This is a genomic window from Gottfriedia acidiceleris (assembly GCF_023115465.1).
Taxonomy (GTDB): Bacteria; Bacillota; Bacilli; order Bacillales; family Bacillaceae_G; genus Gottfriedia; species Gottfriedia acidiceleris_B.
The window spans coordinates 1,461,902-1,484,277 of record NZ_CP096034.1 but is presented as its reverse complement, the minus strand read 5'-3'; the positions used below and the strand labels follow the sequence as shown (position 1 = coordinate 1,484,277).

Here is a 22,376-nt window from a genome sequence, read left to right as displayed (position 1 = left end):
TTTTTTATAGGATGGTTAGGTGTATTTGCTGGGATGGTGTCTAATGTTAGTTGGTATGCAAACCTGTTTTTTATTTACATATCGGTTCAAACATTAAGAGGAAAAAAAACTAGTATTAGTCACTTATTTATGTTGTTTCTAGCTATTAAATCATTTTTTCCAATGGAACTGATGCTTGATGAGGCAGGAAATACATCCATTGTTACGAAACATAAGCTTGGCTTTTATTTTTGGTTCTCGGCAATCGTGTTATTATCTACTTTGGTATTTATTAATTGGAGATTTTTTAGAAAAAGAAATAATTGAATGCAAATTTTATTCTGGAGGATTTTTATAAAGAGGAAATAAAAGAAATTGCATCGGACTAAGAAAAAGCCAATCCTTTAATATGTAAAAGATTGGCTTCTATCTATTTTCCAATGAAATAGAGGATTTTATACCCCATTGATGTCTACTTGTTATATTTTTAGTTATTCATATCGAAGTGATTCCATAGGATCAAGTTTAGCTGCTTTTGCAGACGGAAGTAAGGCAGCTAAGATACTAATAATTATACTAATTAAGATTCCCGTTAGTATGTTCTCCACACTAATTTGTATTAATTGTGCATCAAAAACTTTTTTCATCACATTGTTTCCTAAACTACTAATAACATTGGCTGCTATTACCCCAATAATTCCACTCGTTAAACCAAGTAAGCCTGCTTCAGCGAAGAATATTCGTTTAATATCTTTTCTTCTTGCTCCGACAGCTCGAAGTATTCCAATTTCCTTTGTACGTTCCACAACGCTGATATATAATACGACAATGATCATAATTGCGGAGACAAGTAGAGAAATACCTGCTACTCCAGCTAATACATTTGTTGCGATTTTTAGATAATTCGTAACTTGATTCAATATATTTCCAATACCTGTCCCAGTAAAACCTATTTCCTTAAGATCTGTTTTTACTCTATCCAGATTCTTTTTCTGATCCACAGTGACATCTAGTTGAGTTGCCATCAAGTTGGTTTTTTTACTCGAATACATTTTCTCTAATGTTTGATAAGATGTGTATGCTAAATCCTGGTTCATGCTACCTTTAATTATCCCTGATACTTTTAGTTCTTTTGTTAATATCATTGGACGTTGTTTACTATCTTTCGTGTTTATATACAATTCGACTTTTTTGCCTACTAACTTATCCGTTACATCTGTTAGTTTTTTTGCCACTGTTTCTGATATTAGTAATTCATTATTTTTTGGAAGATTACCCTCGACTAAATCATCTTTGGTTACACTATCATTCATCGTTTGATACTGAACTATATTAACTAAATTATCATTATACTGGACTGAACTTCCCATGGTTAATGTAAACACTTTTTCAACCTTTTTAATGTGAAAAATATTTTCTACTTGTTCAATATCTTTCTTTTTTAGTAATACTGTTTCCTGCACAGGGTTTGGCAACGGTCCTGTTGAGCTTTTTTGTCCCTCTGGGATTTTCGTCACCTGAAGGACGTTAGGTTTTACGTTTGCATTAATTTCCTTGTTTATATAATTGGTAACTCCATTCCCCAAACCCAACATAAGGACGACACTTAAAATTCCAATTGCTCCACCGAATGATACGAGCATGTTTCTTTTGAGATTTAATCTAATATTGTTAAATGCCATTTTTAATGCTGCTCCTAAACGAAGGTTTTTATTTTTCACCTTCTGATTGGAATTCATTTGATTATAAGGCTCTCTTAACAATTCATCTTTTATGATCTTTCCGTCATCCATTGTAATAATTCTTGTCCCATAATTAGCTACCTTTTGAGAATGGGTAACTGTAATTACAAGTTTCCCTTTGGCTGCAATATTATCTAATAACTGCATGATTTGTTCACTGTTTTTCTTATCCAACGCGCCAGTTGGCTCATCTGCTAAAATTATGTCAGGATCATTAGAAAGAGCACGAGCGATGGCAACTCTTTGTTTCTGTCCTCCTGATAGCTGATTAGGTTTTTTATTGAGGTGTTCGCCTAGTCCAAGTTCAGTTAAAATATTTTTTGCTTTTTGTTCTCTTTCTGCTGAATTCATATCCGTCATTTGCATAGTTAAAATCACATTTTCTAAGACTGACAGATGACCAATTAAATTAAAGCTTTGAAAAATAAAACCAATTTTTAACTTGCGATAAGAATCCAATTCTAATTCTTTCATTCCATGTAGACTTGATCCATCTACAATAACATCTCCTTCAAAATCTCGATCCATACCACCGATAATATTCATAAATGTAGATTTACCACTACCCGATTCTCCTAGTATAGAAACAAATTCTCCTTTTTCAAACTCAACATCTATTCCATGCAAAACTCGTGTCTTATTTTTCTTTCCAAGACGGTAATATTTATTGATTTTGGTAATCTTCACATAACTCATAATTTTCCTCCATTTAGACTATATTTGTATCGAACCACCAACTATAAAGTTAGTTAGACAAACTAACTTTATTAATTGATGAAAAAATGGCATTTTTCAAATTTGCCATTTTTTCTAAAAAGATTTTTTTTGGTAGAATTCTTTTATTAATTTTTCTAAAATTAATTTAAATTGAACAGACTCTTCGATTGTCAATGATTTTTTTATGAAATCTACATATTCTACTAATGCTTGTTTATGCAGACGCATGAACGTCTGACTTGATTCTGTCAAAGTAACATGATACATTCTTTTATCTATTGTAGACTGGTTTTTCTGTGCATATCCCAAGTTAACTAATTTATTAATCCCTGCTGTTGCAGATGCTTTAGTAATTTTTAATTCGTTTGCTATTTCACTAATTGTTGGACTCCCCAACTTGCCAATTGCTTGTATATACTGTATTTGATTTACACTTAAATTTGCGACTCCTACCGTTTCAATTGTATTTTTTATTAGCATTTTAAATGAAGTATCTAATGTCGTTATAAATTCCCTTAGAATTTTCTCCACTAAAATTTCACCTCCTCTATATTAGAATATGGTTAGTTTGACAAACTAATTATATTCTGATTTTATTCGTTCGTCAAACTATACTTTTTTATGCATATAAAACCTAGAAGTTTTTGAGTTAATTAGAAAATGAATCGTTAAATATCTATATTTCTTAGTCAAATTTCTCCTCCAGATTATTGTTGTAGAAGAAGCTACTAGGTAGATTTTCTAGCATTCCCTGTACAAATGTTCATATAGACATAAGCCCTAAAACATACTACAATTAAATGTTACAATGTGCACTCAATGCATTACTATTGGAGATTACATATAAGGGGGAATGAATATGGCAAAGATATTAGCAATTGGTGGAATTGGTGATGGACATGTGAATCCCATGCTACCGATCATCAAAGCCTGGTGTGAGAACGGGGATGAGGTACACTTCTACAGCACTGAGGATGCCCGTGGCAAAGCGGAGGCCGCAGGAGCAGTCTTCAAGCCTTTCGACAACTTCCTAGGTGGCGTACGCCAAGAGGACATCTCTCATTTTTTAGAATTTATTGTTTTGCTCCTAAACTCTGCCGACCAAGTCGTGTCGACAGTAGTGGAGCAGGCCCGGCAAGAGGCTTACGACTATGTGTTCCACGACTCCCTTTTCGGATGGGGCAATTTAATAGCCCGACTCTTGAAGCTGCCACACATTGCCTCACATGCTTCCTTTGCTTCGACTGGTAAGAAACCTAAGATGGCAGGTGAGACTCTGCTGAAGCAAGTGGGCGACCTCCTAAAGGGAGGGAAGTTCATTCCCGAGATCAAGAGGCTTTCCGCCAATCTTGCCGAAACATACGACGTACCGGCGCCATCCATCAATGAGGTGTTCTCTCAGACCGGTCAACTGAATCTGGTCTATACTAGTACCTACTTCCAACCGGATTATGAGCGCCTCGACGATTCGTACGTATTCACCGGGCCATCCATTTCCATACGTGAAAGCCACTCGGACTTCCCGCTAGGCTCTCTGAATGAGGACGACAGACCCGTTGTGTACATTTCCATGGGAACTGTATTAGCCAAGAGCGAACCCTTCTTTCAGTTATGTCTGGATGCCTTCCGAGATGCGAGCTATCAGGTGGTGATCTCTGCGGGGCGCAATACGGATATGGAATTTTTCCGGAACGCACCTTCCCACATCATTGCCCGTCCGTATGTGCCACAGCTGGAGGTATTGCAACGGTCGGCCGTCTTTGTGAGTCACGGCGGTATGAACAGCGTGTCTGAGGCACTGTACTACGATGTGCCATTGGTGCTCATTCCTCACGCGGCCGATCAACCTATTATCGCTGCGCGTGTAGAGAAGTTGGGGGCAGGTGTCGTATTGAACAAATCCAAGCTTACCGCGGGCAAACTTCGGGATGCAGTAAATCAGGCCTTTAACGAACAACGCTTCAAGAGCAGCGCCGCAACTATCGGTCAATCCCTACGCGACGCTGGCGGCTACCGTGCTGCTCTGTCAGCGGCGGATCGATTTCGCCAGGAACGCGGTATCAAATAGTAAGAAGTGCTCCAAGAATATGAATATCGTCGGTCTTTTTTCGTACGATTCATCACGTTGTCTGTAACAGCTACTATATAGCCTATACTCCAGATAAGTATAGGCTATATAATATTCTTCCCCGACTACCGCTATCATTAGACCTAACGAAAAAAGGTCAACCCTATTCAACCAAGTATATTCCTGACCCAACTCTAGTGGTAAAGATCTGGCAATGAATAAAACGAATTAAATAATTGTGGACCAATTCCTCCACCTGACTGAGTTTTACTTTGCTAAACCAAAATAATCTACCATAATAAATAAAAATAATACAACAAGTGATGAAACGATATAGAAAATGGTTGTCCATATCTTATCAATTCCTCGAACTTACATTATACATGTCTCCCCTAATACGAACGCTTGCATTGGTTACATAAATTTTTCTAAAGGTTGTCTAATTAGGCACCCTTTTTTAGTTCAAAAATCAAAAATCAAGATTTAATTTTTAAAGAATCCCTCTAAAAATGAAAAAGGACCTTCAATAGGCCCCTTACAAAAAATTAAACGCGATATTCATCCGCTCGCCAATTTTTAATATTTTGTTTAATCTCTTTCGAACTCAGTCCTTCATTTACCGCTTTTTCACTTAACGCTACAAATTCCTCATCACTTGAGAATCGTAATGCAATGATTTGCCCCATTGTTAATTGAGGATTTAACGGTTTACCAGTTAGCGTAAAGTGACGAAAATTTTCTTCCATTCGAATGACACGGTCTTGCACTTTGTTGGAATAAAGTCTTGTTAGAAAAAACGAAACAACTAATAAAAGCGAAGTTACTAAAATAAATACTGCTAACCAAATGTGATCGCTATTTTTTATCGCGATACACAAGTTAACGATTGAACCAATGATTGTGATTAATGCTAATGGTGCTCCAAAAAAATGGAAAACTGGATGATATCGAACGTGATGATCTAAGCTTTGGGGTTTCATATGTACATCTCTCCTCTAGATATGTTTTATGCACCTTATTCTAACATTATTAATCTTACTACTTATTTATCATTTTAGAATTTTTATTTACAATAAAAAAATCTAATAAGTCAAAAAGACCTACTAGATTCTAATTTAAATTATATTCTTTTTTCAGAAACTACTTCGCTTATTATACTATACATATTTTCAACACCTTCATTTGAAGATTCAAAAGTATAAGCATTTTCTTTTAAAATTCCTAGGCTACTAGCTTCTTTTGCTACATCAATATTTGCTCCCATAAAAATAAATTCCCAATTATACTTTTCTTGTTGGTGATGGATTAGTTGTTTCACTTTACTATACGTGAATTCAACACTCGCATTCTCTAACCCATCAGTAGTAATAACAAATATGACTTTACTAGGTTTTTCCATTTCATTACATAAAGACAATCTGTTGCCGACATCTAAGATGGTTTTACCTATTGCATCTAAAAGTGCAGTAGTGCCCCTTATAAAATACTCTTTATTCGTTAATTTTACTTCTTGTGCATTTCGCCCATTCCTTAAGACTTCATACTGGTCGTCAAAAAGCACTGTTGTTACAATTGTTTCTCCATCAAAACTACTTTGTTTTTTTATAAATGCGTTAAATCCGCCGATCGTATCACTTTCAAGTCCTGCCATTGAACCACTTCTATCGATTAAAAATATAATTTCTGTTTTATTACTGTTCATTCTTAATCAGCCCCTTCATTCTTGATGTTATAATAGTAACTGAATTAATTAGTAGATAGGTCGCCTTAAAAGAGACATTTTGGAAGGGGGATTTTAAATTGCTTAACCAAGAATTTTTGATTGAATTACAACTATATGTAAAACGCCATTTAGATGAAGTAAAAAAAGAAGAAATACTTTTTAGTCAGAATGAAATGTATGCTGCTGAGCCTTTAGAAAATATAGAAATTGAAGCATTTATTAAAAATAAACTGAAACCAACATTTAAAGAGCTCTTGTTTAACTTTATTGATAAAAAAAATGTCAGTGATCCATTAATTTATAAAAAGGCGGGAATTGACCGAAAACATTTTTCAAAAATCCGCTCCATTCCTAATTACCTTCCAAAGAAAAATACAATAATTGCTTTATCACTAGCACTTGAACTAGATAAAATTGAAACGTGCGATCTCTTAAGTTCTGCAGGCTATACATTATCAGACAGCGATTTAAATGACTTAGTTATAAAATTTTTCTTAGAGAAAAACATTTATGATATCGACTTAGTCAACGAAGCTTTGAACCACTTTAATTTAAATCCACTATTAAAATAAAACAACAAAATAAATAAAAAACATCTTAAATCACCTTTTTCTGAAGTGATTAATAGATGTTTTTTTAACATATTTTAGTAACTCACTTGATCTCTTCCATTATGTTTTGATCTGTACAATGCCTGATCAGCTTGCTTAACTAACTTTAAGTAATCTTGATCATTTTCGGCAATCAATGATGCTACACCAATACTTAATGTAACTAGTTTTTTCTCTGATTGCTCATGTTCAATCTTTAATTTTTTTATATTTTTACATAATCGGTTACCTATTTTAAGTGCATCATTCAGATCAGTTTTCGGTAACAAGATTGAGAATTCCTCCCCACCATACCGTGCAACAATACCTAATTCGCTCGTCGTTTCTAATTGCAAACTAGTAGCTACTCTTCTTAAGCATTCATCACCTTTAGGGTGACCATATAGATCGTTATATTTTTTAAAATAATCCACATCGATCATTAATAATGTTATTGGTATTGATGATTCATAAGATATTGAGCATCCATTTAAAAGTTGTTTTTCAAAGTATCTACGGTTATATAGTCCAGTTAGACTGTCAACATTTGCGATATTTTCCATTTTCTTTAATTTTATTTCTGTATTACGTGTTTGATACGCTATAAAGTAACTTAATAATAATGCTGGAACATACATTAAAAACCAAAACCCAATCGTTTGAAGTAATCTTCCAATTACAATGACACCAACCGGCCTTAGCATCCATTTTTCTATTAAATAAAAACCAATACACTTAAACAAAATAATCATTGGGGTCAAAATAAGAATTCTTTTCTTTTCATCCCATTTTTCATACTTCATATAAAAACCAAAACATAAAACAAACAATAGCAATAGTGAATCGATTAAGTAAACAAAGTTAAATCCATTAATAAAATAAAAAGCAATAAGATCGAAAAAAAACATTGTCACTAAGGTAATATTTCCAAAAAATATTGCTGCAATTTCCATTCCAAGTGTTTTAATTTGTATATTTGTTCCATGATCTGTGAAAATTGGGAAATTTAATAATAATATCGTTAATCCACTCAATAGAAATCCAATAAAAAACTCTTGAAATTTCGATTTTCCTGCAAACCTTTGTCTTGCTTCTCCCCATAAAATAGAAGAGGTTAAATAAAAAAAACTAATGATGATTGTATGGGTTATGAAAATATTTTTAAAAAGCATAATCCCTCCAGGAATTACCTTAAAATAAATAGGAATTATTTTGAAAATGTTAGACTTTTTCGTAATTCATTTTTGCTTTATTAATATAGTTTATTCTTCCGTAATATTATATTAACATACTACAAACACATTTTGTATACAATTTACATACACTTTTTTTGAATATGAACGTTATAAAAAATAGGCGTCTTTTGGTTAACAATAACCTTCAGACGTCCTCTTTTTAATTTTATTTACTTTTTAATAGTCCTTTTTCATGATCATGATTATTCAACGATGCCAGTATGAAGTATATCTAACTTAACTTTTACATTAATTTTTGCACTAGGATATTGTTTCCTCCATTTTTTCCAATCAAAGTCTCTTTGATGAGCTTCTAACTTTGAGCCTAGGCCAATTGGATCAACATTATTTTTTTGAAGGATTGAAATAATCTCTTGAGCATTTTTTTCAATATCCTTTTTAATTGCTTTCGATATTTGTTTAATATGTTTTGGGAATACGATTGGTTTATCACCTGTATATTCCTGAATTCTAGCATTCATATTCAAATGAATTGTAAATTCTGGTTTCCCTTTTTTAATTTTGATATCAAGTTTATTTTTTGATACTAAATTGTCAATTGCTACATATTCTCCATCTATTTTGAACTGATGTAAACCTTGTTTATAATCTTCCATCATACTCTTAAAAATGAAAGCATATTTCCATGGAACAATTGTTACGAGTTTATCTCTTTTAAAGAGTGCAATTCCAGTTAAATCAATCTTGTCATTCACTACTTTTAACACAGGTAAATAAGGGTCCTGTCCTACTTCAAAATATTGATACATAAATGTTGAGAAGTCAGTATAAGGAAAAGGGCCAGTCTCTGAATTATGTTTAAGTAAATCATATAAATATAAAGCTAGGTTTTCATTTTGATACTGTTTTAATGATAGTAAATCATTGGATTGGCCATCAACTATAGCTAATTGCATTAGATTTCCAATGGCAGGGTCCCGGTTAAACGTATCAATGATCGGAAAAAAACCTTTTTTTGCTAAGTCTAAACTGAATATAGCAACTCGGAGCTGACCTGACATTAAACGATACCGCATTTGACTATCTAATCTTTCCCGTATTTTTTTAATCGTTTCCCCACTTGCAGCAGACATTCCAAACTTTGTCTCCCCAGATGGACGAAACACAGGAAAAACAACACTCCCTTTTAGTAGATTGTTTTTTGTCAGGTCGAATCCTGCTATTTCAATAATATTTAGTTCATTAACATTCGCAGACGGAACAAGTGCACATCCATTTAAAATGAATACAATACAAATAATAATGAAAAAATGATATTTTTTCATGTTGCTTTCCCAGACTTAGTCATCAGAAAGATGATTGAAAAAAGTGGTATATAAATATAAAAAAGATAAAGGGAAATTTTACTAGTATAATCCGTGAAAATATTAATTTCATATCGAGTTTCAAGTAATTGACAAACAATAAAACTAATAGCACTAATCAATATTAATGTATACTTTTGTTTCCATTTAAAGATTAATTTTAGTCCTCTACTTGTGCTCCATAATAGCAGCGCTAAAATTGAAATAACCTTAATTAAGAAACTAGAAATTAGAATATATTCAATTCTTTCTAAAAATGGAAAATTGATTAACTTAGCAATATAAAGTCTCGCCCAGATTATATGTTGAATTTGTTTTTCACTTAAAAGTAAGAATGTTGTAAAAGCTGATAAAGTGAAAATTAATGTTGAAAAGCCAGCTCCAAATTGAGCAAACTTTTGAGAAGAATTTCCATTCTTAATAAAGGGAAAGACCATTAGTAAAACTTCAAATCCCGCCATCGTATAGATTGATTGTTTTGCAGATAGCAACAGATCTTTAAATGAATGATCAAATACAGGTAATATATTATCAAAATGCATATACTGTTGTGGTAAATGAAATAGCAAAGCATAAAGCAGTGCTGTGAAGACTCCAGATAAAAAAGCAATTCCTACTACAACACGAAATCCACCTGATACAATGTAATAGCATAAAAATAATATGATAATTGCTAAAAGCCATGTTGATAGTGACGGAAACATCCAAACTTGAACGATTTCAATATATAATCTTAGAACAGAAATAGATAATATTAGATAATACAATAAAATGACTATACTTAAAGTTGAACCAATAATATGACCAAATAATTGCTTATGGGCATCAATAATATCGCCTTGTGCCTTCGTTAATATTTTATACATAAACCATAAAACTGCATTAACAGCCAGTCCAGCAATGATTACACTAATCCATGCATCATAACCAGCATCTTTTGCAATGATTCGTTGAAACCCTAAAACACCCACTCCTATTTGAGAGCTTGAAATAATAAAAAACAGGAGGTAAGGTGATACCTGTTGTCTTCTATACGATGCCATGATCACATCTCCTCATCTTATTCATCAAAATCACTTGGTGGACCAGGACGTTTTATATCATTAGTTGCTCGAAATAGACTAGCTGGTCTTAAATTTGTTGGTCTTTTCTTCTGCATTGCAAAAGGTAATCTTATCCACAAATCAGAGAATGAAGTTTTTCTAAAAGGGTAAGAACCAATATACGGTCTTCCTAAAGATGTTAATCGTAGTAAATGAGTCATTAAATAAATAAATCCCATAAAAATACCTAAAAGGCCAATAATTTGAGCCATTAATATAACAGGAAATTTAATAAATCGGATTGTATTATTAAACTTATAAATTGCAGAAGTGTAAGAAGCGAGTGTACCTAGACCTACAAGAATTAAGAGAATATTACTTGTTAGTTTAGCTTCAACAACCGCTTGACCAATAACAATCCCACCAACAATACCAAGTGTTTGCCCAATTTTGGAAGGTAAACGAAGTCCTGCTTCTTTAACTAGTTCGATTGTAATTTCTAAAAATAAAACCTCAAAAATTGGCTGAAATGGTACGGATGCTCTTGATAGGATTAAAGATTCAAGTAAGCGAGGTGGGATGAGTTCGTAATGATAAGTCAGAATTGCAACATAAAATGGTGTTATAAAGATTGAAAGTGCAAAACCAAACATTCTAAGAAAACGGAAAAAAGTTGCAAGCACCCAATTGACATAATAGTCTTCCATCGCTATAAAAGTTTCGTCAATTAAAGCAGGTGTAAGAAGAACATTTGGAGAACCGTCAACAACTATGGCAATTTTCCCTTCCGTTAAACCTCCGATTGTACGATCAAGTCTTTCAGTTGGAATCGATTGTGGAAAAATAGAATGCGTGTTATCCCCGATCATTCCCGAAATAAAAGAACTATCTGGTATATGATCATATTGGATATCTTTAATCCTCTGTGTAACCGTATTAATATTTTCATCATCAGCAATTCCACTTAAATAGATAACCGCAACTCTAGTTTTTGATAGCTCCCCAACTTCCAATTCCTCCACATGAAGATCAGAAATTGGTAATTTATTTCGAATTAAATTTATGTTTACATCGATATCTTCTACAAATCCAACTTGCGGCCCTAAAGTAGTAGCTTCCATTAGAGGAGGACCAATCGTTCTTGAAACATTCTTTTGAATATTAACAAGTAAGCTATCAGTTTTATTTTCACCATACTGAATTGCCATATAACCTTGTAAAAGTTTACTTATGATTTTAGAACTATCTGAAGTAATCGTAAGTTGTTGAACAGGAAGCTGAGACATCAAATCTTCTAATGTATAGTTCTTGGTCAAATATGGAAGTATCTGTTCATGCATAGTCTCAGACTTAATTAACGTTCGATAAAAATAGATGCTATAATAACTTTCATTCTCTAGATCACTTGAAGTTTTAAATTTAATGAAATCATTTGATTTCGATAATTCATCAATCCAATTTTCTTTTGAAGAATCTCTTTTCTTACTATCTTTATAAGTTCTCATACTGTTCCCCTATTTCGATTTTAATTTATGATTTGAAAAAGGGATGGAAATTATTCTACTAAATGGTAAAAAATTACATCGTTTAACTAATTGTTCAAAAAAAGTTATTGTATTATGCATTACAGTAACTTCATTTATATCTAGTTAAGACCTATCTGCATGTATAAAAAAATGAAATATTTATTCAAAAGTTTAACAATTGGATTTTTATTGTATACTAATTAAATGATTCAATAAGGAGACCTTTTATGAAATGGTTAATATATTTTAGTAGGAGAATAAAATGGCAAAAGAGAAAACATTAGAACAAATTGCATATGAAAAATTAAAAAGTTTAATCCTTTCAGGTGAGTATCAAACTGGTATGCATTTAAAAGAAACTGCACTTGTATCTGAGCTTCAAATGAGCAGAACACCGATTAGAAGAGCACTTGGAAGGCTTGTATCCGAAGGGTTGTTATCACATAATAACTTTCATGGAACAACTGTTACATATACTCATTTTACTTTACATGAAATTATAAATATGATTGAAATTCAATGGTGCTTTGCTGTATTTTGTGTTGAAAAATCCCAAAGAAAGCATACTCCATTTAATGTCAAACTACTTAGAGAAATTACTGCCTCTATGGAAAAAGCATACAATCAAGATGATTCCTACAATTATCACCGAGCGTTGACAGAGTTTTATAAAACATTCTTACTAAATTCTCAAAATAATTTAATCATCGAAATGCTTGATCATCTATGGAAAAGATTTACTGAAGAAGCAACGTCATCTAATGTATTTAACGTAAGAAAAAATAGAATTCCACACACATTAAACTTATATAGCTCTCTTGTTGACCTTGTCGAAAAATCTGAATTTGATAAAGCAACTGAAATATTAACTCAATTGAAAGAAGAAGCATTTATGGATTTAATGTTTTAATGAAAATACAATAAAAAACATCTAAACCTTTTAAGTCTTTAGATGTTTTTTATTGATTATCGAGAATTAACTAATAAAAATATTTTTGTATACAATTTTTACTCTAGATTAATACAACATTAACTTATCTACTTCTGATTCCTTTAAACACCCGCCTACTTCATTTACCACTTTGATTAATTCAATTAGCTAATTCCCTTTATTACCATATATATGAAACAATTATTTTTCTATACTATTTAGTCAATTTTCATTGTATACTTTGTGTATAATAATGGTTCTATTGATTTGTAAGTATAATGAGAGATTTATAAAAAAAAATCCAACTCTTTGTTTAGCTACACATTAAAATAAAACTAGAAAGTAGGATGGTGAATTACTTGCCAAATAATATAACACTAGAACAAAAAGCATATGAAGAAATCAAAAAATTTATCATACAAGGTAAATATTCTCCTGGAACATATATAACTGAAGCATCACTTGTAAAGGATTTGAACATGAGTAGAACCCCGATCAGAAGAGCACTTGTCAAATTAGAATCAACTGGTTTGGTTAAACATTTTAAAAACCAAGGATCAATGGTGCAAAATATTCAAATCACAATGATCGATATCGTTAATTTTTTAGAATGCCGATTATTTTTAGGGATTGGAAGTATTGAAAAAGCTAAAAGGAAAATGCTTGATTTTCCAATTAATGAAATGAATGATTGCATTCAGTTATTGAAAAATGCGGTTGCTGAAGAAGAGCATGATTTATATTTCGAAGAAGCAAATCGCTATCATAATCTTATTTTACAAACGAGCCAAAACGATTTAATGATGGAAACGATCGGAGCTTTACAAAATAAATTTGAGATTATTGCAAGTAAATACTATTCCTATAGAAGAAGTTCAATTGAAAATCATATTCAGCAGTATGAAGAATTAACTAAATTTTTTGAAGAAAAAGAGTATGACCAAGCATTGAAACGATATAATGAAATGATGAAAGAAAAAATACAATCATTATTCTAGAAATATGAAAAAGCCTTATTCTTCACTTTGAATAAGGCTTTTTTCAATGAAACTAGTACATAAAAAGAATACTCTAACAACTTAAGCTGTTACATCTCGTTTTGAAAATACAACTAATGATAATCCTAGGAAAATAACAAAATAGACTAATAGCATAATTACTGAGAATGTCATTGTCATCCCTTCAACTGGTGGAGTACCATTGACGTATTGCATTAAATTTGTATTGGCAAATAAGATAAATTTTGTCCAGTCAAAGAATCCAGCCAAAATAACTGTTACCGTATTTCCGACTGTTAATAGTAAAATTGAAATACCGATCGCAATTGTATTGTTCCTAAATACTGTTGAAACCATAAACGCCATCGTAGCAAGCATAAATGTTTCGATAAAGCTCATTACATAAAGTTTTGCAGAATAGACAAGTCTACTTTGCTCTACAACATGACCATCAACATATGCTAAATATGAAGTATTCCCACTTCCTGTACCAAATAGTACTAAACCTAGTAAATTCGAAACTACAAATAATATAAATAACATCGCAAAACCAAATAGAATACTAGTTAAGTACTTTGACATAATTATTTTTTTTCTAGAAAACGGACGAATTAGTAATAGTTTAATCGTACCCCAATTAAACTCACTCGCCACTATATTGGCAGAAACGATAATCGTAAATAGTCCTACTAAAATAATTAAACTTGATGAAGTATCCATAAAAGTCCAAACATTCGTCTTTTCATTAGGTGATATATTATGATTTATTCGGTACTCATTAATTGCAATTGATCGTTCTAAATATGGTTTTTCTGGGTTGTTTTTATCACTTATACCTTTTAATTGTTTTTTATCTTCCGCTGTTTGTACTTGTAATGTTTGCTTCCAATTCTTATCTCCATTTTGCTCTTTTTTATGTTCATTATATTTTACAAATGAACCCATAGCACCTACAAGTAAAATAATAATAGCAACCATCACTATTGTACCTGGTCTTTTAATAATCTTTATCCATTCATTTTGAATCAATTTTAACATGTTCTAAGTTCCTTTCTTTTTGAAATTCTAAAGCACCAACAAACTAAAGAGTTGTTAAACATTCGTAATTTCTAAGAAACGATCTTCCAATGTTTTTGAATTTGCCTTAAATCCATATACACGAATGCGATTTTCGACTAATAACTCAATTACATTCGGTACATCTTCTCTCGTTAATTCAATATGTATTTCTCCATCAACTAACTGTGCATTATGTTTAGATAATACTTTAAGTGCAGTTTCATTATTATTCACTTCAATTGAATACGTTTGAACATCTTCAGTAGTAAGCTCTGTTACTGTCTGTACATCTACAAGCTTACCTTGTTGAATTATACCAATTCGATCACACATCATTTCCATTTCTGCTAATAAGTGACTCGATACTATAATGGCCATCCCTTTTTTCTTCGTAAGCAGCTGCAGGTGATCTCTCATTTCACGGATACCCGCTGGATCAAGTCCATTCGTAGGCTCATCAAGAATTAAAACCTTCGGATCATGCAATAAACATTGAGCTAAACCAAGACGCTGCCTCATACCAAGAGAATACGTTTTAACTTTTTGACGAATAGCCCCAGTTAAACCAACAAGCTCAACAACTTCATCAATCTTCTCTTTTGTTACAGTCTTATCCATTCGAGCATATTGCAATAAATTATCATAACCACTTAGAAATTTATACAATTCTGGATTTTCTACAATTGCTCCTACATTCTTAATTGCTTCTTCAAAGTTGGACTTAATACTATGACCATTAATGATAACGTCACCTTCAGAAATATTCATCAAACCAACCATCATCCTGATCGTCGTCGTCTTACCAGCTCCATTTGGACCTAAGAATCCAAAAACTTCCCCTTCAAAAATATCAAAGCTTAAATCAGAAACAATCTTATTCCCTTTTATTTCCTTTGATAAGTTCTTAATTTGTACAATAGCCTTTTTCATTTCGTCCTCCTTATTTCCAATATTTTCTAAATTTCTAATTCTATTTTAACAAAACTAATTGGACAGCAAAACGGACTAAAGTCTGAGTTTATTAAAAACTGGAAAGTATTATTACAAAAATATGAAGAATATTACATATTTCATTATTTTTAACTGATTTCTGAAATATTTTAGTAGTCACAGTGTAAATTTGTGGATATTAATGGCACTTGTTTTCTTTTCTTTAAATTTTATATTGCCAAAAAAACTATTTTTATAGACCGTATAAATAGGCAATAAACAACAAAAATTCCCACTTCATTCTTTCACCAGAAATGAAATTTGTTGAGTTCTTTTTTAAATCTAAGGTAGTTTTACATATTTAATTTTTACTAATTTAGGAATATCATAGGTGTATTTGTACCTAAAATTTAAAATAGCCTTAACCCTTTAATTTGGGCTAAGGCTATTTTCTAGGAAATTAAGCTTGTTAACTTTTTGAAATAGAAGCTAATATTTTATACTTTTTGTGATTGATTACAGTGTGATCATGTTCGTAATATTTTCGGTGAGTACAATCATTTCTCATATCTACAATTACAGAGTTTGAAAGAACTTTTGTTACAATTCCTTTTACTAAATTTGGTTTGATCTCATTAGCCTCTCTTGGAGTAAATTGTATTTCGTCACCTGGTCTAACATAATATTTATTCATTGTTATGATTGTTTTATTATTTTTGCACATATCTTAGTCACCTTTTTCCATCAACTTTTATTTAATATTACAAAAATATCTGAATATTCAAAAGTGAACCGGATACTAGATTTCATCGTGACCGTGTACCTAAAAATTGGTGTATATACAGTGCTAGATAACCAATGTTTTATTCTATAATGTGAACATCAGATGAAACAAAACCCACCATCTATTGGTGGGTTCGATCATATTATTTAACCAACGTTTACACGAAGTCCGTTGCTAGCTAATTTATCAATATTCAAAAGCAGCGTCTTAACTTGAACAAAATCATTAGCACTTGCTAGTTCAAAAATTGCAACTAGATTGTTGTTATTGTCTTTAGAAACCTTCATTTTGTATTTACGTTTACGGAATAGTCGTTCTACCTTCGTTCCACGAGCTACAGAAATTCTGTAGGTGTCATTATTATAGACTGTACCCGCATCAAATCCATTGTATGAAAAATTTGTATAATCCTCAGTAGGTATAGATACATCGATGTCTAATTCTTTGTTAAGAATAAATTCTTTCAGTAGGTCTAGTTTTGTCATTTTAATTCCTCCTTAGCCACAATGGCTTCTCTTGTAGTCGGAAAGTCAACCTCTGAAATATTAAAGGTCAGAGCTCATATCGATCGCTCTTCTTCCTATTCAAATGACCATTTACCTCAAAATGAACTTGAATAAGTTTAATTTTATCATAATAATCCAAAAACATATAATAGTACCTGATTTTTTTATCATGTCAATCCCCATAACTTCATTTACTTTCAATTAATTTGACCTGGCTATTATCAACAAAGGCAGCCTTTTTCTTAAATAAAGGCTACCTTTGTTGGAAAACTAAATTGAAAATTATGCAGTTACGTCCCTTTTTGAGAAGACAACTAAAAAATTTCAAATGACTATTATATGGTCTTTTTCAACTAAATATAATTACTGAAGCTCTTCAATTTTTTATAAATTTATATTTCATACTTCGTAGACTTTGTCTTAGAAGGAATTGAATATGTGGACAGAATTCCATCTTTATTTACTTTAATCCCATGTAAAATCCCACCATATGCAGCTGCTCCATCAATGCAGATTTTCGTTTTACAAGGTGAATACCATATATCGAATTTACCTTCAGTTTTGTGAAGGATTGAAGTTGGAGTATGGCCGAAAATAAATGTTTTATTTGTTTCATTTTTTCCGTAATGGAACTCATCGCGAATCCAGTAAAATTCCTTGTCCGTCGTTTCTTTCCAATCTTCAAGATTAAGATCGACTCCGGCATGAACAAATACATAATTTCCCCATTCAAAATACAATGGTCTAGATTTAATAAATTGTAATTCAGATTCAAATTGCTCTTTCATTAATTGTGCTACTTCATTCGGACCTCTTTTATTTGTAATTTCAAATTTAAAAAATGAATTAATTGTTTCTAAACCACCTTGTCCGTAATAATACGTTTGTTTAAACTCAGGTTGCTCAAGCCAGTCCAATAACATTTGCTCATGATTTCCTAGTAAAACAACCGCTCCATATTCTGTTTCTAATTGCTGCGCTCTGATCAAAACCTCGTATGGATTCTCACCACGATCTACTAAATCGCCAAGTAGTACTAGCCTTTCATTATCTGGATTCCATTGTTTAAGTAATTTTTCTAATTCATTTATACTGCCATGTATATCTCCAATTGCAAATACCGTATCCTTATCCATACATCCAACCCTTTCTGTCTGTATACCTATTATTACCACTAAATTATTTAAATAATATAAATAGTTTAACAAATATGAATTACGAAAGTAAGTTATCCCCCTTATTGCTTTTTTACATAATAAAATTTTATTTAAATGTCAAATTATAGCTAGGATAGTTTTTATACCACCGGGAATAATGAAAAGGTAAAATTTTTGGTAAAGGGGTTTTTTTAAATGAGTAATGAGAATAAAGATTTAAATAATAGTGACTTTTTTATTGCAGATTTAACTAGTGATGCGAAGAGTAAGATTGAGAATTTGGAAGAGGAATTGGATATTACTTTGGTTGCTTATGATTGTAAGAAGTGAGTTAATTAGAAGGGTGCTCTATAAAGGGTGCCTTTTTTCTATTTAATGTTCCACAAATTGTAACAAATTTCCTTAATACCTTTTTTTCCCTGTGATATACTTTAAATAAATTTTCTGATATGAATTTTAGATACTTTAAAATTCATTAAAGTAAATTTATAGATTTTTTAATTGCTCCTATTGTACTTCTTAACCATTTGCAAATACCACTTAGGTTTAACCTATTCAAAAATTTTAGACTCCATTAGAAACTGCTCATCTATCCAAGGATATAAGATACTATAATGAAAGATCCTCTTTCTAGAGATAATCCATGTCCTCATATTTTCATTGATTAGTTTGTGAATATATTAACAATGGATAATATTAGTAAAATTTATTCTTACTATATATAGCTGAATACTAAGAAATCACACTACTTTTTCTTTAATTTTCATTACATATATACCTTCTTCAAAGAGTAATTTTCCATAAATTTAAATATCTATAAATTCGTAGAAATATTTTAGTTTCCCACTTTAAATCTAGTGTATTATAACTATATTTATATATTTTTCAGAAAAAAAAAAAATTAGAAAGGAGTTGAAAGGAATGAGAAAGAAAATACTTACAGCTTCATTATTAGCATTATTTGCATGCGGCTCTATTCTACCAATAGTATCAAAGGCTGCAGAATCATGGGATTATGGATATAATAAATCAACTATGCAGTGGTTTAACCATTACTATCATAGTAATTCCAAGCATTATGGTACGATTACGAAAAATGGAATTACTTGGTTTGGTCCAACTGCAAACCCTGGGAAATGGTCTTATTTTTATTTAGATTTTAACGGACCATACGCTACTACTTATAATAAATTTATTATTAAATAATAGTTTAAAAGGGGATTTATTGATTTAATAAATCCCTTTTTACTTATTAAAAGGAGCTAAACTTATGATTGAAATAATAAATATTAGTAAATCCTTTAACCAAAAGATCATATTTAAAGATTTTACCTTAAAAGTAAAATCTGGGGAATTCATTGGTATTGTTGGAAAAAGCGGAAAAGGAAAAACTACTCTTTTAAATATAATTGGCATGTTAGAAGAACCTGATTCAGGCATTGTCAAAATAAATGGTAAAGAAATACGTGATAAAAAAATAAAAAAGCTACTATTAAGAAAAGAATTAGGTTTTATCTTTCAAAACTATGCATTAATAGATAATGCATCAGTAAATGAAAATTTAAAAATTGCTCTTAAACATAAAAAATTTAAAAATTCACAAAAAAATGATGCTATATCTTTTGTTCTAAAAGAAGTAGGACTTGATAATTATGGTAAGAAAAAGGTACATACCTTGAGTGGTGGAGAACAGCAACGCATAGCAATTGCAAGATTACTACTAAAAGAACCCAACTTGATTTTAGCTGATGAACCAACAGGATCATTAGATAATGAGAACCGGGATATTATTGTGTCATTGTTTCAGAAATTGCAGAAACAAGGAAAAACGATAATCATGGTGACTCATGATAAAGAATTAACCAAGTTTTTTTCAAGAACTATACAATTATAAGGAATGGTTGTTATGAAAAGGCTGATATTTATTCTTCTAACAATCACCTTAATAGTTGTAAGTTTTTTAACTGTAAAACAATTTGAATATATTCAATTTCAATCTTTTAATAAAAATGATAATAATGAGATATGGAATGTCCATATAGAGGCAGGAAATCCTAAAAATAATAAGTTAGAAAACTTTCAATTATTAAATGCTGTGGCTTTAAAAGCAGAAGTTAATTTACAACGTGTATCCTATGAAAAAGATAGAAACAATGAAAATAAAGTAGTATATTATGTAGTTCTATATGAGGCAAACAAATATTTTGAAAAACTAAAATTAAAATCCGGAATATTTTTAGAAAAAAGTAGTGATTATAACGATTTTCTCTCAACTGTTCATACCAATGACACTCATCAAGTAGGACAATTAGAAATATTTCATAGTTTTGATCCAATAGAAATTCGTCCAATGATTGCTGCTGAAAAAACAAAGGATATTAAAGGAACCTATACTTTATATGGTATAGATAAGGCAGAAAGTTTTAAAAGTAAGGCAGCAGAGAATGGGTTTATTGTTAATATTTCAAAAGATCAGGCTCAGAGTTTAATTACTAAATATCCTTACCAAGAAATGCTTTATAAAGCTTTGTTAATATTATGTTTTCTAATTGCTCTTGCCATACAATATGATGTAGTTAATACCTATAAAGAGATTGCAGTAAGGAAGTTATTAGGTTATAACTTTTGGCATATTGGATCATATTTAATAAGAAAGTATATTAAAGTTTTATTTGGGGCAATAGCTGTTGGATTCTTGGGATTAATATTATATTTATACCTTTACAATCAGTTCCAACAATTATTACCTTTTTTATATTTTTGGGTAACTAATATAATCCCTTTAATTTTAATATTTATATTTATTTATTTAATTACATGGATAGGGACTAAGAATATAAATATATCTCAAATGATTAAAAATAAAAAACCTATTGAATCATTATTTTATTTAAATATTGTTGTTCGTTTTATATTAGCTATTTTTCTTATTTTAGGTTTACAACAAGGAATAAGTACTTATCTTGAATTAAAAAGTACAGTAGATAAACATGAAAAATGGTCACTATTGAAAGATTACTCTTATTTAGGAGTAGTAGCAACAAATATCTCAGAAACTATGAGTTTACTAGAAAATGAAAAAAAGAAAAAACAATTTCAGTTTCTATATAAAGAACTGGAGTCACAGGGAGCTTTCTATATTTCTCCATCACCATACTATCTGAATAATGCCTCAAATTTCCCACTAAACCCAGACCCTTGGGGCATGGATGGAAAAAAAGTTGAAATTAATAAAAATTACCTAACCATTAATAAAATTGTTGATACTAACAACAAACGTTTACAAATTCCAGAAAATAATAGTAAAAATCAAATAACTGCTATCGTACCAATAAAGTATAAAAAGTATGAAAATAGTATTAAAAGAACGATTGGAAAAGACTACATAGGAATTTACAATTTAAAAGACCTTAAGCCAGTTAATGTAAATATAATTTATGTTAAAAATAAACAAACTTACTTTACATATTCAACAAATATGGCAGTGAAGAATGCACATCAAATTACAGATCCAATCACAATTTTGGTTAATGACCAGTTTGATCCACGAATTCTTGCTAATCATATTTCTATGGGGTATGGTTTCTATACTAAAAATAGTGGATGTAATGCCCCTTTCGAAATGACACAAAACACATTAAAGAAATATGAATTACATGATATTTGGCAACCTAATTCTATTGCTTATTCCAGTGTGGAGTTAAAGATTGAAAATGACAGAAAGTCACTTCAATTATCTACAATTTATTGCACCCTATATCTACTTTTGGCAACTGTCTTAATATTCTTTTCCTCAATGTATTATTTAGAAATGAACAAACAATTACTAGCACTACAATGGATTTTTGGATATATGTTTTTCGAAAAACATAGTCTAGTTTATCTAGTAATATTAGTATTTTGGAATTTAACATTTATGGTTTCCTTTTTTATAAGTAGTAGTAATCTACTATTAAAAATAACGTTTGGGCTTGCATTGTTTGATATTTTACTTATAAGTATTATTTTAATTATAAAAGAATATCAAACTGTCAAACAGGTTTTTATAGCAAAGTAACAATAA

Annotated in this window: 22 protein-coding genes and 1 pseudogene; 9 read left to right on the top strand and 14 right to left on the bottom strand. The window is 30.9% G+C overall.

All coding sequences use genetic code 11. The features are described from left to right. The first annotated feature begins 33 nt into the window (after positions 1-33). On the top strand, positions 34-306 hold the full coding sequence (locus MY490_RS06920) for a hypothetical protein (RefSeq protein WP_248268573.1): 273 nt from the start codon (positions 34-36) through the stop codon (positions 304-306). Positions 307-470: 164 nt separating this feature from the next. On the opposite strand, the gene MY490_RS06915 is transcribed toward MY490_RS06920, so the two are convergent. Both MY490_RS06915 and MY490_RS06910 read right to left on the bottom strand, forming a co-directional pair. Further along, positions 471-2,417: an ABC transporter ATP-binding protein/permease gene (locus tag MY490_RS06915; protein ID WP_248268572.1), complete on the bottom strand. Its 1,947-nt coding sequence runs from the start codon at positions 2,415-2,417 to the stop codon at positions 471-473. Positions 2,418-2,531: 114 nt separating this feature from the next. Then, positions 2,532-2,969, bottom strand: a complete 438-nt coding sequence (locus tag MY490_RS06910; RefSeq protein WP_248268571.1) for a MarR family winged helix-turn-helix transcriptional regulator — start codon at positions 2,967-2,969, stop codon at positions 2,532-2,534. 328 nt (positions 2,970-3,297) lie between these two features. Here MY490_RS06910 and MY490_RS06905 point away from each other — a divergent pair, with 328 nt between their 5' ends. After that, positions 3,298-4,506 carry a macrolide family glycosyltransferase gene (locus MY490_RS06905; RefSeq protein WP_248268570.1) on the top strand — a complete coding sequence of 403 codons (1,209 nt, stop codon included), beginning with the start codon at positions 3,298-3,300 and terminating at the stop codon, positions 4,504-4,506. 212 nt (positions 4,507-4,718) lie between these two features. Here MY490_RS06905 and MY490_RS22295 read toward each other — a convergent pair. The 3 genes and pseudogenes from MY490_RS22295 to MY490_RS06895 all read right to left on the bottom strand — a co-directional run. Further along, positions 4,719-4,869: pseudogene (locus tag MY490_RS22295) on the bottom strand (phosphate ABC transporter permease PstA); the annotation flags it as partial. A 182-nt stretch (positions 4,870-5,051) separates the two neighbouring features. Then, positions 5,052-5,486, bottom strand: a complete 435-nt coding sequence (locus MY490_RS06900) for a DUF6526 family protein (RefSeq protein ID WP_248268569.1) — start codon at positions 5,484-5,486, stop codon at positions 5,052-5,054. A 140-nt stretch (positions 5,487-5,626) separates the two neighbouring features. After that, on the bottom strand, positions 5,627-6,208 hold the full coding sequence (locus tag MY490_RS06895; RefSeq protein ID WP_248268568.1) for a vWA domain-containing protein: 582 nt from the start codon (positions 6,206-6,208) through the stop codon (positions 5,627-5,629). Positions 6,209-6,306: 98 nt separating this feature from the next. Here MY490_RS06895 and MY490_RS06890 point away from each other — a divergent pair, with 98 nt between their 5' ends. Next, on the top strand, positions 6,307-6,801 hold the full coding sequence (locus MY490_RS06890; protein WP_248268567.1) for a hypothetical protein: 495 nt from the start codon (positions 6,307-6,309) through the stop codon (positions 6,799-6,801). A gap of 74 nt (positions 6,802-6,875) precedes the next feature. Here the strand turns inward: MY490_RS06890 and MY490_RS06885 are convergent, their stop codons facing one another. The 4 genes from MY490_RS06885 to MY490_RS06870 all read right to left on the bottom strand — a co-directional run bounded on the left by MY490_RS06885 (position 6,876) and on the right by MY490_RS06870 (position 11,927). Further along, positions 6,876-7,991, bottom strand: coding sequence for a GGDEF domain-containing protein (locus MY490_RS06885; RefSeq protein ID WP_248268566.1), 1,116 nt, complete (start codon positions 7,989-7,991; stop codon positions 6,876-6,878). Positions 7,992-8,257: 266 nt separating this feature from the next. After that, entirely contained in the window at positions 8,258-9,340 is a 1,083-nt protein-coding gene (locus tag MY490_RS06880; protein ID WP_248268565.1) for a Ger(x)C family spore germination protein, read from the bottom strand. Further along, positions 9,337-10,422 (bottom strand): GerAB/ArcD/ProY family transporter, encoded by a 1,086-nt coding sequence (locus MY490_RS06875; protein WP_248268564.1) that lies wholly within the window; start codon positions 10,420-10,422, stop codon positions 9,337-9,339. Before MY490_RS06875 ends, MY490_RS06880 begins: the two co-directional genes overlap by 4 nt. Before the next feature lie 17 nt (positions 10,423-10,439). After that, positions 10,440-11,927, bottom strand: a complete 1,488-nt coding sequence (locus MY490_RS06870) for a spore germination protein (protein ID WP_248268563.1) — start codon at positions 11,925-11,927, stop codon at positions 10,440-10,442. A gap of 283 nt (positions 11,928-12,210) precedes the next feature. On the opposite strand from MY490_RS06870, the gene MY490_RS06865 reads away from it, so the two are divergent. Together MY490_RS06865 and MY490_RS06860 are read left to right on the top strand one after the other, a co-directional pair. Continuing rightward, positions 12,211-12,858 carry a GntR family transcriptional regulator gene (locus MY490_RS06865; RefSeq protein ID WP_248268562.1) on the top strand — a complete coding sequence of 216 codons (648 nt, stop codon included), beginning with the start codon at positions 12,211-12,213 and terminating at the stop codon, positions 12,856-12,858. Positions 12,859-13,238: 380 nt separating this feature from the next. Next, the gene (locus tag MY490_RS06860; RefSeq protein ID WP_248268561.1) at positions 13,239-13,877 is read left to right on the top strand and encodes a GntR family transcriptional regulator; all 639 of its coding nucleotides are present in this window, start codon (positions 13,239-13,241) and stop codon (positions 13,875-13,877) included. Between the two features lie 81 nt (positions 13,878-13,958). On the opposite strand, the gene MY490_RS06855 is transcribed toward MY490_RS06860, so the two are convergent. The 5 genes from MY490_RS06855 to MY490_RS06835 form a co-directional block, all read right to left on the bottom strand. Next, positions 13,959-14,915: an ABC transporter permease gene (locus MY490_RS06855; protein ID WP_248268560.1), complete on the bottom strand. Its 957-nt coding sequence runs from the start codon at positions 14,913-14,915 to the stop codon at positions 13,959-13,961. 54 nt (positions 14,916-14,969) lie between these two features. Beyond that, positions 14,970-15,866 (bottom strand): ABC transporter ATP-binding protein, encoded by an 897-nt coding sequence (locus tag MY490_RS06850; RefSeq protein ID WP_248268559.1) that lies wholly within the window; start codon positions 15,864-15,866, stop codon positions 14,970-14,972. 469 nt (positions 15,867-16,335) lie between these two features. Further along, complete coding sequence (locus MY490_RS06845) at positions 16,336-16,590, bottom strand: DUF2187 family protein (protein WP_248268558.1); 255 nt, start codon at positions 16,588-16,590, stop codon at positions 16,336-16,338. A gap of 206 nt (positions 16,591-16,796) precedes the next feature. Beyond that, entirely contained in the window at positions 16,797-17,135 is a 339-nt protein-coding gene (locus MY490_RS06840) for a hypothetical protein (RefSeq protein ID WP_248268557.1), read from the bottom strand. Between the two features lie 413 nt (positions 17,136-17,548). Then, the gene (locus MY490_RS06835; RefSeq protein WP_248268556.1) at positions 17,549-18,292 is read right to left on the bottom strand and encodes a metallophosphoesterase family protein; all 744 of its coding nucleotides are present in this window, start codon (positions 18,290-18,292) and stop codon (positions 17,549-17,551) included. Positions 18,293-18,508: 216 nt separating this feature from the next. Between MY490_RS06835 and MY490_RS22100 the strand changes: the two genes are divergently transcribed. The 4 genes from MY490_RS22100 (at position 18,509) to MY490_RS06820 (ending at position 22,370) form a co-directional block, all read left to right on the top strand. Then, a complete protein-coding gene (locus MY490_RS22100; protein ID WP_268875887.1) occupies positions 18,509-18,643 on the top strand; it encodes a hypothetical protein in 135 nt (44 codons plus the stop codon). 591 nt (positions 18,644-19,234) lie between these two features. Beyond that, on the top strand, positions 19,235-19,519 hold the full coding sequence (locus tag MY490_RS06830; protein WP_248268555.1) for a lactococcin 972 family bacteriocin: 285 nt from the start codon (positions 19,235-19,237) through the stop codon (positions 19,517-19,519). A 64-nt stretch (positions 19,520-19,583) separates the two neighbouring features. Further along, positions 19,584-20,207 (top strand): putative bacteriocin export ABC transporter, encoded by a 624-nt coding sequence (locus MY490_RS06825; protein WP_248268554.1) that lies wholly within the window; start codon positions 19,584-19,586, stop codon positions 20,205-20,207. Positions 20,208-20,219: 12 nt separating this feature from the next. Continuing rightward, positions 20,220-22,370: an FtsX-like permease family protein gene (locus tag MY490_RS06820; protein ID WP_248268553.1), complete on the top strand. Its 2,151-nt coding sequence runs from the start codon at positions 20,220-20,222 to the stop codon at positions 22,368-22,370. Positions 22,371-22,376: the final 6 nt, after the last annotated feature.

Excerpts from the sequence above, each read along its gene's own strand:
- MY490_RS06830 (WP_248268555.1), top strand. The coding sequence starts at position 19,235 with ATGAGAAAGAAAATACTTACAGCTTCATTATTAGCATTATTTGCATGC.
- MY490_RS06885 (WP_248268566.1), bottom strand. The coding sequence starts at position 7,991 with ATGCTTTTTAAAAATATTTTCATAACCCATACAATCATCATTAGTTTT.
- MY490_RS06915 (WP_248268572.1), bottom strand. The coding sequence starts at position 2,417 with ATGAGTTATGTGAAGATTACCAAAATCAATAAATATTACCGTCTTGGA.
- MY490_RS06850 (WP_248268559.1), bottom strand. The coding sequence starts at position 15,866 with ATGAAAAAGGCTATTGTACAAATTAAGAACTTATCAAAGGAAATAAAA.
- MY490_RS06820 (WP_248268553.1), top strand. The coding sequence starts at position 20,220 with ATGAAAAGGCTGATATTTATTCTTCTAACAATCACCTTAATAGTTGTA.
- MY490_RS06845 (WP_248268558.1), bottom strand. The coding sequence starts at position 16,590 with ATGTGCAAAAATAATAAAACAATCATAACAATGAATAAATATTATGTT.
- MY490_RS06865 (WP_248268562.1), top strand. The coding sequence starts at position 12,211 with ATGGCAAAAGAGAAAACATTAGAACAAATTGCATATGAAAAATTAAAA.
- MY490_RS06875 (WP_248268564.1), bottom strand. The coding sequence starts at position 10,422 with ATGGCATCGTATAGAAGACAACAGGTATCACCTTACCTCCTGTTTTTT.
- MY490_RS06895 (WP_248268568.1), bottom strand. The coding sequence starts at position 6,208 with ATGAACAGTAATAAAACAGAAATTATATTTTTAATCGATAGAAGTGGT.
- MY490_RS06880 (WP_248268565.1), bottom strand. The coding sequence starts at position 9,340 with ATGAAAAAATATCATTTTTTCATTATTATTTGTATTGTATTCATTTTA.
- MY490_RS22100 (WP_268875887.1), top strand. The coding sequence starts at position 18,509 with ATGAGTAATGAGAATAAAGATTTAAATAATAGTGACTTTTTTATTGCA.
- MY490_RS06835 (WP_248268556.1), bottom strand. The coding sequence starts at position 18,292 with ATGGATAAGGATACGGTATTTGCAATTGGAGATATACATGGCAGTATA.
- MY490_RS06900 (WP_248268569.1), bottom strand. The coding sequence starts at position 5,486 with ATGAAACCCCAAAGCTTAGATCATCACGTTCGATATCATCCAGTTTTC.
- MY490_RS06870 (WP_248268563.1), bottom strand. The coding sequence starts at position 11,927 with ATGAGAACTTATAAAGATAGTAAGAAAAGAGATTCTTCAAAAGAAAAT.
- MY490_RS06840 (WP_248268557.1), bottom strand. The coding sequence starts at position 17,135 with ATGACAAAACTAGACCTACTGAAAGAATTTATTCTTAACAAAGAATTA.
- MY490_RS06825 (WP_248268554.1), top strand. The coding sequence starts at position 19,584 with ATGATTGAAATAATAAATATTAGTAAATCCTTTAACCAAAAGATCATA.
- MY490_RS06905 (WP_248268570.1), top strand. The coding sequence starts at position 3,298 with ATGGCAAAGATATTAGCAATTGGTGGAATTGGTGATGGACATGTGAAT.
- MY490_RS06855 (WP_248268560.1), bottom strand. The coding sequence starts at position 14,915 with ATGTTAAAATTGATTCAAAATGAATGGATAAAGATTATTAAAAGACCA.
- MY490_RS06920 (WP_248268573.1), top strand. The coding sequence starts at position 34 with ATGGTGTCTAATGTTAGTTGGTATGCAAACCTGTTTTTTATTTACATA.